The following is a 15,928-nucleotide window of genomic DNA, read 5'->3' on the forward strand; positions in this document are numbered from 1 at the left end:
TATAAAAAGATTTCAATCCAAAAAATTGTATTTTTGCAACATGGAAACGAATAGACAGAAAAAAATGGGCGCTTTGTTGCAAAAAGATCTAGTAGATATTTTGCAGGGAGAAGTGCGTAGCAACGGAATCAGCAACCTGATTATCTCCGTATCTAAAGTAAATGTAACAACCGATTTATCGATTGCAAAAGTGTATTTAAGCATTTTTCCAATTGAAAGAGGACAGGAGTTGTTGGAGGGAATTCGTTCGAATGCACCGCTAATCAAACATAACTTGGCACAAAGAGTAAAACAACAGTTGCGTAAAGTTCCGAATTTGGTATTTTATATAGACGACAGTTTGGAGTATATCGATCAAATTGACAAAGCTTTGCAAGGAGAGGAAAACCCAATTGCAGACCGTGAATTACTAATCAAAAGAAAGAAAAAATAAGATTTGAACTTTCCGTTTTATATCGCCAAAAGATACGCCTTTAGCAGAAGCAAAAGCAAAGCCATCAATGTGATTACAGCCATAGCCGCTGTGGGAATTGTGGTTAGTGCGATGGCTATGCTGGTGGTGATGTCGGTATTTAGCGGATTGAGAGATTTTAGTACTTCCTTTACCAACGAACTCGACCCCGAGTTAAAAGCTTTTAGCATTAAGGGAAAAACCTTTGCGGTTAGTCCAGAGCAGGAAGCGAAATTAAAAGCGAGTACTTCCTTGGCGGGTTATTCCAAAGTAGTGGAAGACCGCGTTTTGTTTTTGTTTAAGGAAAAACAAGTCGTCGCCAATATGAAAGGCGTAGATGCCGAGTTTATCCAGGTGACTAATATGGAAAACAATGTCCTATACGGACATTGGTTGGAAGACGATTCGGATGAAGTTGTCGTAGGACTCGGTATTTCTTATAAGCTCTCGATGGGGTTATTCGACACCGAAAACAGCTTTATGGTTTATGCCATGAAACCAGGCACTGGAGCGATTGACAACGTCGAAAGCGCTTTCAATGAAAAGCATTTGGTTCCGGTTGGCGTATACAGCCTTAAAAATGATGATCTCGACGAGAAATACGTATTTACTTCGATAGGTGTCGCTCGTGAAATGTTGGAATTGAAACCCAACGAAGTGACCAATTTAGAATTTAAATTGGCACCAAATATCAATCCCAACAAAGCAACTGCCGAAATTCAAAATATTTTGGGTGATCAAGTGGAAATTAAAAACCGCATGCAACTCAACGATAGTTTGTATAAGATGCTGAATACCGAAAACATAGTGGTGTACTTGATTTTTACCTTAGTGGTCATCATCACCTTGTTTAATTTAGTTGGAGCATTGATCATGATTATACTTGAAAAGCAAAACAACATGAAAACCCTTCACAATTTGGGGGTACGCGAAAGTCTGTTGCGAAAGGTTTTCTTGCTTCAAGGTTTGATCCTTACTTTTTTAGGAGGATTTATAGGCGTGGTTTTGGGTATCATTATCGTGTTGATACAACAGCGTTATGAATTATTAAAAATCACCCCAGATTTGGGTTATCCCGTTAAAATCACCTTTAATAATATCTTATTGGTTTGTGTGACCATATTGGTTTTGGGTTTTATCGCTTCGTATATAGCGGCATCCAGAGTCAATAAAAGGTACTTAACTTCAAACTAATTTTTGTGCAACTTTTGAGTTGCGCTGGGTCTCTTTCACTGCCTTCCTAAATGCGTATCTGCGCATCGATTTATTTTGCATTTTCGACTTTAAATGCTCAAACTTTAATTTCTTTTTAAGAGCCTTTATGTAAAGAATTGATATTTTTGTTAAACAGCATATTATAGTGCGGACTGTTTGTCAATATAAAATCCCCTTTCCAACTGTCGAAAGAAAAAATATCAATTATGGAGCAATCTTTTAAAGCGTTTTATCAAGAATTACTGAATACAACTAGAACAAATAAAAACAGTCTAACAGCGCAGGCATCTCAATTTATCCAACAGCATAATTACAGCGAGGTTACCGATTGGTACTCAGCACATGCACTGTGTCAGGTGGCGCTGGAAGAGCGTGAGTTTGATGATACCATCAAAACTTTATACAAGCAAATTTACAGCGATTCTTGGAACTACCACTGTGCGATGACGTTAAACGACGAGGATTATGCAGTATGGTTTGCGTGTTGTAAGGAGTTAAACGATCAGGTTATAGCGGCTGGTTATGTCCGCGGTTACTGTGAACAATATGATTTGATTGATAATGCCCGAGCGGAATTTAAGGACGTAGCGGTTGCTACTGATTATTTAATGAAGGGAGTTGCTTTAAACGATTCGGCTTGTTTGGCTACTGCGGGTTACAATCTTTATTACGGTATCAAGGGATTTGAAAATGCAGATCCTGAGGGAGCATGGGAAATGATCGCCCGTTCAAAAGCCTTGGGATACGAGAATGTAAGATTGGTTTCATTAAACTTGCAATATTACAATGCGGATTCGGAAGAAGAGGGTCTGCAAGCCATTAAAGATCATTTGGATGTGATTGAAAAAGATCATAAGGGATCGTATATCTACGCTGATTTCTATTTGCGAAAAGGGGAAGATGAGAAGGCGATTGCATATTTGGAAAAAGGTATACTTGAAGGTAGTGCTTATTGTAAATATTTGTTGGGAAATAACATCGTAATTCAACGTTTTCACGAAATGGATACCGTCCGTGGTATTCAACTTTTAAAAGAGGCGTTTGATTACGGATTACTGATTGCGGGTCACGCTTTGGGTTTCCATTATTCGTACAGTCGTGGAGTAGATCAAGATATAGATAAGGCGATTTATTATTTTGAACGTACGATGCAATATGGATTGCCAGATTCAATATTTGAATTGGCATTGATCTATATCTATCATCCAGATAAAAAGGATTTCGAGCGAGGGATGGAGCTTTTGAACCAATTGGTAGCAAAAGATTATCCGAGAGCTTTGGCTGAAAAAGCCTATATATTATTGGAAAATACGGCTGTTGAGAAAGACATACCTGCAGCTCGAACATTATTGGATAAGGCGATGGATTTGGGCAGTGATTATGCACCGTATCGCATAGGTATCGGCTATCAAAACGGAGAGTTTTCAGAAGAGCAGGATTATAAAACGGCTTTGGAATATTTTGAAATTGGTGCGGAACGCAACAACCTTGCAGCTGTTGAAATGGTGGGGAGATATTACCGTTACGGTTATACAGCTGAACCCGATGCGGAGAAAGCATTGAGTTACTATCGAAAAGCGGTCGAACAATTTAATTCAGACTATGCGCGTATTGAATTGGCGATGTGTTATGAACAGGGATTTGGTGTACAGCAGAATTTTGAAACGGCGAAAAGCTATTATGAAGAAGCCTTAAATAATAATTATATATATGCAGCGATTAGGCTTGCGTATTTGTATGAGGACGGATATATCGGTGAGCCGAATCCGACTTTAGCTTTTGAATATTTTAATCGGGCTTCCGAAGCGGGAATAGCTGAAGCCAAATATCACGTCGGGCGATTTTACCGTTATGGCGTAGGTATGGATCAAAATCCAGACTTGGCTATACAACACTTTGAAGAAGCTTTGGAATTGGGGTATATCGATGCACATGTTGATATGGGATTGGCCTATGAAGAAGGTTATGGCTCTTTACCTAAAGATCTTCAAAAAGCCTTGATGCACATGACCAGCGCGGCAGAACAAGAAATTGCCTATGCACAATACAAACTGGGGTGTTATTATTCCTACGGTTACTTGGACACACAGGATTTAGGTCTTGGTAAATCGTGGTTTGAAAAGGGCTATGAAAATGGATCGGCACTGTCTGGTTTGGCTTTGGGAGATTATTACTTATATGGATACGAAAATACTCAGGAATACGATAGAGCGATTGAGTTTTATAGTTTTGCTGAGCAACATGGATACATTTCTGAGGGAATTGGAATCTGTTATGAATATGAATTGGGAGTTGAAAAGAGTTTAACTGAGGCGTTTAAGTATTACAAATTAGCTTCAGAAAGAGGTTATCAAGATGCTACTTACCGACTTGGAATGTGTCATTACTATGGAAAGGGAACGGATGAAGACAAACCAGAAGCCTTCTTTTATTTCAAGCAAATTGCCGATCAGAATCATGTTGATTCGCAGCATTTTGTAGCGATGATGTTATTAAAAGCGGAAGGTATTGAACAGGATATTGAAGAGGGGATCAACTATTTGATTCGTGCGGCAGAGGCAGGTAATGATGCTGCTCAATATGAGTTGGGGAACTGTTATTTAAAGGGCGAGGGTGTACCGGAAAACGATGAATTGGCGATGCAATGGTATCAGAAAGCAGCGGAAAACGGCAATGAACAAGCTTTGAAAATAACGGGTAATTCCTCAAGAAGACGTAGATAGTATAATTAAAGATGGAAGAAAACAATCAATTTCAGTTTCAGGTAAATATGAAGGGGATGATCGAGTTATTATCCGAACATATTTACAGTTCTCCCACGGTATTTATTCGAGAATTGCTTCAGAACGGTATGGATGCTGTTACGATGCGCAAAGGGATTGATCCCGATGTACAAGGGCAAATTACCGTTACTTTTCAAGAGGGTAAAATCATTTTTGAAGACAACGGTATTGGTTTGACCGAAGCCGATATGCATCAGTTTTTATCGGTGATTGGGCAGAGCTCTAAAAAGGGAGCTTTGGTCGATAAGGATTTGATCGGCAAATTTGGAATCGGTTTATTATCGTGTTTGGTAGTCAGTGAAGAGATAGAAGTGGAATCGCGCTCGTTGTTAAAAAACGAGTCGGTTCGATGGAAGGGTAGAGCAGACGGAACCTATACGGTGGAGTCAATCGAGGCCTTGCCAAAAGTGGGAACCCGCGTTATTCTATTGGCTAAACCCGATTGGAAATCCCTATTTCTAAAGGGGGAAATTCGCAAAAACGTGGTGTTTTACGGTAGCGCATTACCGATACGGGTGCTGTTTGTAGAGGGGCAGGAAGAAGAAGAGGTACTCGATGGTAATCCAATTTGGATGGATAGCGAAGCCTCTAAAGAAGATTTAATGGAATATGGAAAAACCGTTTTTAAAACGCGTTTCCTAGATGTTTTTAGACTGGAATCCGATTCGGGAGAATTGCAGGGTGTAGCCTATGTCATTCCCAATAAAGTTTCCTTTTCTTCAACCAAAGAACACAAGATTTTTCTAAAACGAATGTATTTATGTGATCAGGCACCGAATCTGTTGCCCGAGTGGTCGTCGTTTGTTCGCTGTATTATCAATACCAATGCTTTGCAACCAACCGCCTCTCGTGAATCATTGATGAATAACGCGATTTTAAAACAAACCAAAAAGGAATTAAGCGATTGTTTTAAAGATTATCTGAAGGTGTTGTCGGTGACCGATGTTAAGAAAATACAACAAATCATTACGGTACATCATTTATATATCAAGGCATTAGCTGCATCGGATACGGAAATTATGACGCTGTTTTTGGATTATCTGCCTTTTGAAACCAATAAGGGACTACTGTCGTTTCAAGATATTAAGCAGTATGGACAAAAGATCTACTATACCCCGTCGTTAGATGATTTTAGACAGATTCGTCGTATTGCGGGCTCACAAGATAAGATGGTGATCAATGCGGCATACAGTTATGAAGCCGATTTGATCGAACGCATAAAAAGGGCTGATGCGCAATTGCAGATCAATCGCATCATTCCGCAAGATTTGTTGGATGAATTGGAGGTTGCTTTGGATTTGACAGCAGAGTTTGAGCAATTTAAGTTGCGTGCTGATCTCGTACTACAAAAACATTTTTGTAAAGTCGAAATTAAGAAATTCCAGCCACGGGATACCCCGACGATTTATATCGCTAATGAACAGGCCTTGAGCAACAAAAACATACAAGGATTAACAGGTGCATCCAATCCGTTTGCATCGACCCTTCAGCATTTTATCAAAGATGAAAAGGTATTGCCGACACTGTGTTTTAATCAAAGTAATGAATTGATTAATCAATTGGTTTATATAGACGATGAATTGCTGTTCGAAGCAGTAGTACAGATTATGTATATACAAGCACTTATGTTAGGTGGATATACCATTAATAAAAAAGAAATGGATGTATTTAATGATTCCCTATATCAATTGTTGGTTATGGGGATGTCGCATTTTTTACCAAAAATATAACTGGAGATGAATCACAATTTACAGATACAGAAAATCCTATTAAAAGTAGAGGATTTAAAAAATTTCGAGGATAAGATTCGAGTTTTAAAAGAGGCTATCCAAATTGCCGATACTCATAATGATGTGGAGTGGGGCTTTGATTTGAGGCTGAATTTAATTCGTCAAGAGCGCAATACCTCCAAATGCGAAGAAAGTTTCCCCGCATTTGCGTGGTTGTTAAATGCTCGTGATACAGAACCCGATTTGTTTGAAGAGTCGGAATTTCTGTGGGAATACAAGTGGATGGTCAATTCGGCGAGTAGGAATACCCATATATCAAGAGAGCAAATCGAGCAGATTAGCCAAGATCTGAAGTTGCGTTTGGAGCGCAACGGTTATACATTAAGAGCTTATCACAACGTGATGACTTCGTGGTTTTTACATCGTGGAGAGTATGCTCAAGCTCGGGAGAGTGTTGCTTTAGCAGATGCAGAAATGGTTGATGATATGGCCAATTGTCCGGCTTGTGAGCTAGACACTAAAGTGGAAATAGAATTATTAGAAGGAAATATGGATCTTGCCATCACCTTGGCTTATGATTTGATCCATCATAAACTGACCTGTTATTCGATGCCTTTTCAAACGTTTTGCTGTTTGTGTTACTACCTCGTTCGCGTTGGTGATGATCGGGCACAATTGTATTTTGATAAAGCGATGGAAGAATACCATAAAAGCGATACTTATGATACCTCTGTGTTTTTTGCCATGACGATTTTGATGTATTTTATGTATAAAACCCAACGTGATGAAATGTGGGAGTACTTTGAGAAAATTTCAGAATGGGAAGTCGGGTCAGAAGATGTGCATCGCTTTAGTTTTGCCTTGCATATGTTGCCGATTTTGCGTGAAGGAGGTAGTAAAAAATTAAATTTATCACCGAAGGTGTCTTATTATCAGGTGGACGGTGTTTATGATTTAGGTCTTTTGCGTGAGCATTACTACCAACAAGCTAAAGATCTTGCAGATCGTTTTGATAGACGTAATGGCAATAATCATTTTGCAAACAGATTGGCTGGATTTGAACAAGAGTAATTTTACATAATATAACAACGATATATTTTACAAATGCTTGCCTTTTTTAGGTGAGCATTTTTTTTATCAGGTCTTTTTACTACTGCTCTCGTTTAGAAAACTGTGGAGCATGATGCTTTTTGGAATCAAAATCGGATATTTTTCTGATTTCAATAAAGATTTATATGTTTTATATTTTTCGGTATCGAAGACAAGTGGCTTATTTATTTGCTGTACTGTTTTTTTTTAGCTAATAATTTAGCGATTAATCGGTGGTTTCGCTTTTGTGTTTTGTATTTAATAAAAACGAAGTGTATTATTTTTATTTAATCTAAATAAAATAACTTTGCAATGGAAAACAGCGAAACAAATATTTAACCATTTAAAAGATGATGTATAAAACAAAACTACTTTTTTTGATATTAATGCTCTTTGGAGTCCATAGCGCTAGAGCGATTGATGATACCAAGACAAATAATTTGGCTCAAACGGTACTTGAGACAGATCCGCCTTGCAATCCCATACCGGGACTAAATGTCGGTGATACGGGTTGTATAACTTTTGTGTATCAGGGACAAAAGGTTACATATACCACTGTTCGAGGGACAGATGGATATGTCTGGTTACAGCAAAATCTCGGTAGTAATGCTGTAGCGGTTTCTGAGACTGATGTTAACGGCTATGGGGATTATTTTCAATGGGGGCGTTGGGATGACGGACACCAATTGGCCAATTCACCAATTCAAACAACGGCTATAATACCAAATGATCCTACGGGATTAGGAGGTGCAAAGTCCAACTTTATCAGTTCCACGCCGAGTTGGTGGAATTTGGGAACCACTGCTGATTCTTGGTCTGCCGAAACCACTGATTTAGTAACTGCAAACGACGGTTGTGATCCGTGTAAAGCGCTAGGTGCTGGATGGGCTTTACCTACGGAGACCGACTGGAAAAACGTGGTAAGTGCTACTAAGATGAAAGATATTCAAACGGCTTTTGATACCTTTCTCAAATTGACCGTTGGAGGTAGTAGAGGCGGTAATGGGAGCTTTAATTTCGTTGGTCAAAGAGGGTATTATTGGAGTAGTACTCCAAGTTCAAGTTTAAACTTGGCTAAATACCTCTATTATAGTAATGCGGTGATGAATGCTTCATCTGGAGCTTTGCGCAGCCAAGGTGCAGCGGTGCGTTGTATTTTAAAAATCAATGAAGCAATAACGCATCTGGAAGTAGGTGTGAAAAATAATCAACCGGCTAAGATTAATGTCTATCAGGGAACTTTGGCTTTGGAATCTACTGTTTATCAACTGAACCAAAGTCAAGATGTAATATGGAGTATCAGCAGTGGAACTTCATTGGCATCCGTCGATGCTCAGGGAGTGGTAACAGCGATAGCTGCTGGTCAGGTTACGGTTCGAGCGACTTCAGTTGAAAATCCAACCGTATTTGCGGAGATTAGTATACCAATCACCAATCAGATTCCTCCTTGTAATAAGATGCCAGGTGAAAATGCTGGTGACACGGGTTGCGTAACTTTTACTTATAATGGAGAAACAGTGCAATATACGACGGTAAGAGCCGCTGATGGTGAGGTTTGGCTGCAACAAAATTTAGGAAGTAACGCCGTTGGAACAACGGAGAAAGATGAGGAATCTTATGGGGACTTATTTCAGTGGGGACGCTGGGATGATGGGCACCAGTTTAGAAAATCTCCTTTAGGAGTGGCACCTCCAGCAAGTGATCCTACGGCAATAGGCTCGGGTAATTCAGAGTTTTTAACCAATTGGTGGAATACGGGTGTTCAAACGGATCAATGGAATGCCGCTGATATTTCAAATCTAGACAATACCAACGGTTGTGATCCGTGTAAAGCATTGGGAGCTGGCTGGGCAATTCCGACAGAAGATCAATGGAAAGAGGTGGTATTGACAGAGAAAATGACCAATATCTTAACTGCCTTTGATAGCAATTTAAAATTGACGATTGCAGGAATCCGCAGTGGAAACACGCTTTCTTTTGAAGGCGTACGTGGTTTCTATTGGAGCAAAACTGCAGCGAATAGTTTAAGCTTTGGAAAATCGCTGTATTACAGTAATTTTATCGTAAATCCTTCTGCGGGTTATCCGCGTGAACAGGGACAATCGGTTCGTTGTATTTTTAATTTACAACAAGTCGTTACTTCTGTACAGGTCGAAGTTAAAAATAACTTGGCTCCCCTGATTACAGTACCCAAGGGAACCTTGGATTTAGAAGCGACAGTGCTTCCTTCTACAGGAAATCAGAGCGTTTACTGGAAGGTGGTTAGCGGTTTTTCCGTAGCGAGTGTAGATTCTAAGGGAAGGGTGCAAGCTATAACAGATGGAAAGGTGGTTGTCAGAGCGATATCCGTAGAAGACCATAAGGTTTTTGGCGAATTAGAAATCACAATCGCTCAGCTAGCAAACTGTGAGACACCAACAGTAATCAAAATTGACAATATAACGTCCAACAGCGCTGATTTAACTTGGAATTCCACGGCGACAGCATTCGACTACGAAGTGAGAACTTCAGGGGCAGGAGGCAGTGGTGCAGTGGGTTTATACAGTTCTGGAAGTATAACAACGGTTGCTCTGGATTTAAAAGTATTACTTCCCAATACTACTTACACGATTTACATCCGATCCAATTGTGGTGCCGGAGATATTAGTGATTGGGCTCCCGGGCTAACTTTTAGTACTTTATGCGAAACGATTCCAGTTCCGACTGCGGCAGATCAAGTTTTCTGTGGCGTCAAGACGGTGGCTGATTTAGAGGTTTCAGGACTCACAACGGCAAGCTTTAACTGGTATAATAGCCTTAATCCTACCGAGATTTTAGGCGGTTCTAACACTTTGGTTTCTGGAACATATCACGTCATACAAGTCGTTGATCAATGTGGATCGGAACCCAAAACAGTATTGGTGACTATAAACGATTTACCACAGCAACCTACCGTAAAAACACCACAGGTACTACCTACGGGAAGTTTTATTAAAGATATTGAAATTGTCGGAGCGATAAATCCAGTGTGGTACGCTACTGAAGAAGATGCGATTGCAGACCGCAATCGTTTAACTGACCAAAGCAGTTTAACATCGGCGGCTACTTACTATGTGGTGAATCAATCAGCCGTGGGATGTTTTAGTGAGATAAGCCAAGTAGTAGTGACCTTAACTTTGAAAACCGACGATTTTAATAAAGAGTCCTTTGCCTATTATCCAAACCCAACGAAGGAGTTTGTCACGGTGGATTACAGTGAGAAAATTATTTCTTATGTAGTGTTTGACCTCCAGGGCAGACAATTAAAAAGGGAGTTGATGGACTCATCGCATTTTAAAATTGATTTTAGTATTTATCCGGCAGGTGTTTATTTAGTCGATTTACATACAGCTAATGCTAGAGAAATAATCCGAATAATTAAAAAATAATATATTGAGTTAGTTAATCATACAGCCGCTGTTTTACTAGGAACAGCGGCTGTTTTTATGAATATCAACAGCAACTTGCTGCAATTTAAACGATCCTCTAAAAAAAGGTCCACATGGAAAAACCTTCCTTATTAACTTCTATTGCGCTCTTCTTCATTACCGGTTTGAGTAGTTTTTGCTTTGATGTTTTTATTGCCAAAGTTATAGGTAAGGCCGATGCGAAGTTCTCGGGTTTGATTTCTGTTGTTGATCATGGTTTTGGTTGTAGTCGTGGAGGTGTATAGTTTAGACTCACTGGATTTAAAAATATCACTTAAGCTTAAATTCCAACGCAACTTACCGTCCATCATCTTATAGCTCGCTCCAAAACTCACATCCGCTTGCGGGTCAATTTCATAAACGAGATAGCTGGTCTTAGAACTGAAATAAGCATTTAATTCCATAGACAATTGGGTATTGATTTTGAACGAATTGTTCGTGGAAAAATAAAATCCCGTGTCGTCGAGCATATGGTGCATGGATTTGGAGGCATCTCTATTGGAAGTCTCTGCGTACATAGCTGTAAATACATTGACACTTTGCCACCAATTGTATTTGGAGAAAGTATAGGTTTGGCTAATTGAATACGAAGTTAGATCGTAAAAATTTTCACGGGTAAAAGTTCTGAGTTTGGTTTGTTCATCGATATTCTGAATTTGACTAGATCCATTGATCGTTTTCGAAAAGGCCACTTTGGTTGCCCAATTGCTTTTATAAGTAAAGGACAGTTCCGCATTGTGTGTATTATACGGTTTTAGAAATGGATTTCCTTCCGAATAGCTGTATGCGTCAACATACCATCTGAACGGATTGAGTTCCCAGAATGATTGACGGTTGATTCGCTTGCTGTAGTTGATATTTATGGAGTGATTTTCGCTGGGTTTATATTGTAGGTAAGCCGTTGGGAAAAAGTCGGTAAAGTCGCGTTTATCCGTTCTTTCCATAGTTAAGGAATTTCCTTGAGTTTGTGTTGTTTCCATTCGTAAACCCAATTGGGCAGTCCATTTAGAATTCCAGTCTTTTGAGCCGCTTATATAAAGTGACTGGGTGTTTTCTTTGTATTCAAAGTGATCCCCTTTAGTTAAATCTTCAACGGGAATTCCCGTTATACGATCGTAATACCTCGAGTCAGAGGTGTTGGTGATAAAGTTGGCTTTGGCACCATATTCCAGTTTGGCAAACTTTGTCGGATGTTCAAAATCAAGCTTTGCACTGTAGATTTGGATATCCATATCACTACTACTGGTTGCTTTCATCATTGATGGAGCAAGGTTGTTTTTGTAAAAACTTTGTTCGCTCTCAAACGGGCGGTAATTTGATTTATTACTGTCAAAATAATCCAGATTGGCCGTTGCTTTCTTACCTAGAGTATCCATTTTATATTCGTAATTGAAATTGAGATTGTCGAACAAATCTTTTCGATCAGCGCCACCAGTAGTCACAATTTGTGAAGTCTGTATTTGATGACTATCATAGATATTGGTGTGTGTGATATCGGATACAGCTTCGTTTTGATAGATGCCGTGCATATACTGCATACCTATTTTAGATTTAGGTGTGAGTTGGTAATCTAGGGCAACTTTTGCAGATAAGTTGTCCATTTTGTTTTTAGATAAATCTTCAGCTGCCCAGGTTTCATCGGGATAATAGTTGTTTAGGCGCTCAATTCCTCGAGTTTTTCCTTTGCTTAAGTCAATGCTAGCTTGTGCGCTAAATTTATCTTTGGCATAGGTAAAGGTATCGCTAAATTTATAGTAAGCATCTGTCGCTTGAAAGTAGTTAAAACGCACCGAATTATTCCAAGCATTTTCTCTTTTAGTTTTGAGGACGATGTTTAATAAACCACTGTTTCCTTGGGCATCATACTTGGCGGGAGGAGTGGTGATCACCTCGATTTTCTGAATGTTTTCCGCTGATAAGGTTTTTAGATAATTGTTTAAGTCTTCTCCGCTGAGTTGTACAATTTTATCGTCAATCATGACCGATATACTGGTTTTTCCGATGATTTTGATGTCGTCGTTGGTCACTATAATACCAGGAGTGGCTTTAATGGCCTCTAAGGCATCACCTCCAGAGGCTACTATAGAGTTCTCTACGTTAAAAACGGTACGATCAATTTTGGTTTCGAAAACTTTTTTCTTGCCTTCGATGACAATCTCTGAAAGTTGTGCCTGATTATCGATAGTTACTAAACCCAAATTGAGATTACCTTCAATTTCAAGTTGGCGTGTGTCATAGACAACACCCAAATATAAAAATTGGATTTTATAAGTTCCTACTGTGATGTTTTCCAATTTGAAATTTCCTTCGTCATTACTATAAGTACTGACCACTACCTTGGAATTTTCGTTGGTCAAATGAATTTCTCCAAAATCAATGGGTTGATTTTGTTGGTCTTTTAGGATTCCGAAAACTTGATTTTGAGCAAGTGCATTTCCCGATGCAAAACAAGCAAAAATTAAGCAAACGAATAAGTGTAGAAGTTTCATAATAGTATGATAAATAGTTATTATATATAAAGAGATTTTCGTGCCGAAGATTTTTAATTATTTAAACGGTTTGTATCTAGGGCATTGCGTTTGTTTTTAAATCTTTTATGTCCATTACCGCACATTTAAAATACAATAGCGAACACGGTCGAACAGTCTTTTGGTGTCAGCTGTTGTCTTTTAGTGCTAGATTTTAAAGTCACCTACAATCTATTGCGTTCCTCTTCATTACCGCTTTTGGTGGTTTTAGACTGAATGTTTTTGTTCCCAAAACTATAACTGATGGCTAAGTTGGCGTAGCGATTGGCGTAGTAATTTTTGTAAATGATTTTATTAGTACCCGATTGAGTATAGGATTTTGAGGTACTTGTTCTAAAGATGTCATAGATATTGAAGGTCATCTTTAAATTGTCGTCGATCATTTTATAACTAACACCAAAATCTAAGGTTGCGCTGGGGTCGGTCACATAAATCATATAATGAGATTTTGAATTGATATACCCGTTAACTTCCGCAGTTAGTTTATTCGTTATTTTAAAAGAGTTGTTACTAGATATATATACATTTAATCCGTTTTGTGCCTCGTAGATTTGTTTGTTGTCGTCGTTAAATGTTGTTCTTGTCCAACTTATGTTTAAGGTATTAACGCTTTGCCACCAGGGATATTTAGAGAAAGTGTAGGCTTGGCTAATGGAATAAATATCGATGTTGTAAAAATTTTCTTGAGTAAAAATACGCGTTTTGTCTGATTCATTGACGTTTTGAATTTGAGTTATGGCATTGGATACACGAGAATATTCTAATTTCGAATTCCAATTGTTTTTATACGTATAAGATAACTCTAGTTTATGGGTGTTATATGGTTGGAGGAAAGGATTACCTTGAGTGTAACTATACGCATCTATATACCATCGAAACGGATTCAATGCCCAAAAAGGAGGACGCGAGATGCGTTTGTTATAGTTTAGATTAAAGGCATGGTACTCGGAGGGTTTGTACTGTATATACGCCGTGGGGAAAAAGTCTAAGAAGTTCTTTTTTTCGGTTTGTTCTGCTGTATAGGAAATTCCTTTGGTTTGGGTGGCTTCCATTCTTAAACCCACTTGGCTGTTCCATTTTGGGGACCATTCCTTGTTCATGCTTATATACAATGCTTGTCCTTGTTCGCTATAGTCAAAATGATCACTTTTACTGGGGTCAAGAATCGGAGTACCACTAATCTGATCAAAATATTTCGAATCAGAACCGTTTTTGATCCACGATACTTTTGCCCCGTAATCCAATTTAAAAGCTTTTAGCGGCATTTCAAAATCCAACTTTGCGCTATAGATGTCGATGATTATATCGCCCGTGCTTCGAGCTTTTATGGATGTTGGAATCGTTGAAGAAGTGTAATAGAGGCGTTCACTGTCAAACGGACGCTCGTTGTTTTTATCACTGCTAAAGTAATCTAAATTTAAGCTGATTTTCTTTCCTAAACTATCGATCTTAAAATCGTAATTCAAATTCAGATTATTGAATTGTTCCTCCGACTCGGTATGTCCATTGGTTAAAATTCCCGAGGTCAATTGTTGCTTATTGTCATAAATATCGGTAATTGCGCTATTCCAAATGGTTTTCTTTTTATAACCATTGTTTAAATATTGAATGCCGATATTTGATTTCGAAGTAAGTTGATAATCGAGATTAATCTTAGCAGATAAACGCTTGGTTCTGGTTTTATCGGGATCAATAGATATCCAAGTTTCATCGGGATAGATATTGGTCATGCGTTCGGTTCTGCTGTGATTACCACTGGATGCGTCTACATGGGCTTGTACGCTAAACTTATCTTTGGAATAGGTGAAGGTATTACCAATTCTAAAATTGGAATAACTGGCTTGATAGTAGTTAAAACGGCTGTTGTTGTTCCAAGCATTTTCACGTTTGGGTTTTAGAACAATGTTTATAATACCACCATTGCCTTGCGCTTCATACTTAGCAGGAGGTGTAGTAATGACTTCAATCTTTTGAATATCACTAGCCGATAAGGTTTTTAAGTAATTGTTCAAATCCTCACCACTAAGTTGAACGAGCTTGTCGTTAATCATCACGGAAACACTGTTTTTTCCAACTATTTTGATATCAGCATTGGATACGGCAATTCCCGGAGTTGCTTTAATGGCATCGAGGGCATCACCCGTGGACGCTGCAATTGAATTTTCAACATTAAAAACAGTTCTATCGATTTTGGTCTCAAAAATCTTCTTTTTACCTTCAATAACAATTTCTGAAAGTTGCGAACTGGTGTTGATGCTCAGGGTACCCAGATCAATAGTTTTGTCAATATAAAACTCGCGTTGATCTTGGAGACGGCCCAATTGTAGTATTTCTAAAATATATAGTCCATTGGGTATCTCATTAAAACTAAAATAACCTAAGGTATCGGAATAAGTTTGTATGGGATTTTCAGAATCTTTAAGCGTCAAGCGAACTTCTCCAAAATCAATCGGTTGCTGATCGATGTCTTGTAAAGTTCCATACACTTGGTTTTGTGCGCTTACTGCTGTTACACTTCCAAGTAGCATCAGATTAAAAAGTATCATAAAGTATTTCATAACATGCTTATGGGTTCGTACTTAGTAGTGAAATTTTTATGCCATGAAGTTATTTGGATTTAAGTGATTGGTGTTGAATTTATTATGTTGTATAAGTTGGATTAGACTGTTCAATATCGAACAACGAT

The 15,928-nt window shown here is 38.6% G+C and carries 8 protein-coding genes; 6 read left to right on the forward strand and 2 right to left on the reverse strand.

The window, feature by feature from the left end:
- The first annotated feature begins 40 nt into the window (after positions 1 to 40).
- The 6 genes from rbfA to L1275_RS06015 all read left to right on the forward strand — a co-directional run bounded on the left by rbfA (position 41) and on the right by L1275_RS06015 (position 10,675).
- Complete coding sequence (gene rbfA / locus L1275_RS05990; protein WP_253470821.1) at positions 41 to 433, forward strand: 30S ribosome-binding factor RbfA; 393 nt, start codon at positions 41 to 43, stop codon at positions 431 to 433.
- Between the two features lie 3 nt (positions 434 to 436).
- A complete protein-coding gene (locus tag L1275_RS05995) occupies positions 437 to 1,645 on the forward strand; it encodes an FtsX-like permease family protein (RefSeq protein ID WP_253470823.1) in 1,209 nt (402 codons plus the stop codon).
- Positions 1,646 to 1,872: 227 nt separating this feature from the next.
- Positions 1,873 to 4,389: a tetratricopeptide repeat protein gene (locus tag L1275_RS06000; protein ID WP_253470825.1), complete on the forward strand. Its 2,517-nt coding sequence runs from the start codon at positions 1,873 to 1,875 to the stop codon at positions 4,387 to 4,389.
- Positions 4,390 to 4,400: 11 nt separating this feature from the next.
- The gene (locus L1275_RS06005) at positions 4,401 to 6,179 is read left to right on the forward strand and encodes an HSP90 family protein (protein WP_253470827.1); all 1,779 of its coding nucleotides are present in this window, start codon (positions 4,401 to 4,403) and stop codon (positions 6,177 to 6,179) included.
- A gap of 6 nt (positions 6,180 to 6,185) precedes the next feature.
- Positions 6,186 to 7,250, forward strand: coding sequence for a hypothetical protein (locus L1275_RS06010; protein WP_253470829.1), 1,065 nt, complete (start codon positions 6,186 to 6,188; stop codon positions 7,248 to 7,250).
- Positions 7,251 to 7,618: 368 nt separating this feature from the next.
- Complete coding sequence (locus L1275_RS06015; protein WP_253470831.1) at positions 7,619 to 10,675, forward strand: Ig-like domain-containing protein; 3,057 nt, start codon at positions 7,619 to 7,621, stop codon at positions 10,673 to 10,675.
- A 131-nt stretch (positions 10,676 to 10,806) separates the two neighbouring features.
- Here L1275_RS06015 and L1275_RS06020 read toward each other — a convergent pair whose 3' ends face one another.
- Together L1275_RS06020 and L1275_RS06025 are read right to left on the reverse strand one after the other, a co-directional pair.
- Complete coding sequence (locus L1275_RS06020; protein ID WP_253470833.1) at positions 10,807 to 13,203, reverse strand: outer membrane beta-barrel family protein; 2,397 nt, start codon at positions 13,201 to 13,203, stop codon at positions 10,807 to 10,809.
- Between the two features lie 203 nt (positions 13,204 to 13,406).
- Positions 13,407 to 15,800 (reverse strand): TonB-dependent receptor, encoded by a 2,394-nt coding sequence (locus L1275_RS06025; RefSeq protein ID WP_253470834.1) that lies wholly within the window; start codon positions 15,798 to 15,800, stop codon positions 13,407 to 13,409.
- Between the last annotated feature and the right edge of the window lie 128 nt (positions 15,801 to 15,928).

It is taken from the genome of Flavobacterium sp. HSC-61S13, assembly GCF_024171535.1.
Taxonomy (GTDB): Bacteria; Bacteroidota; Bacteroidia; order Flavobacteriales; family Flavobacteriaceae; genus Flavobacterium.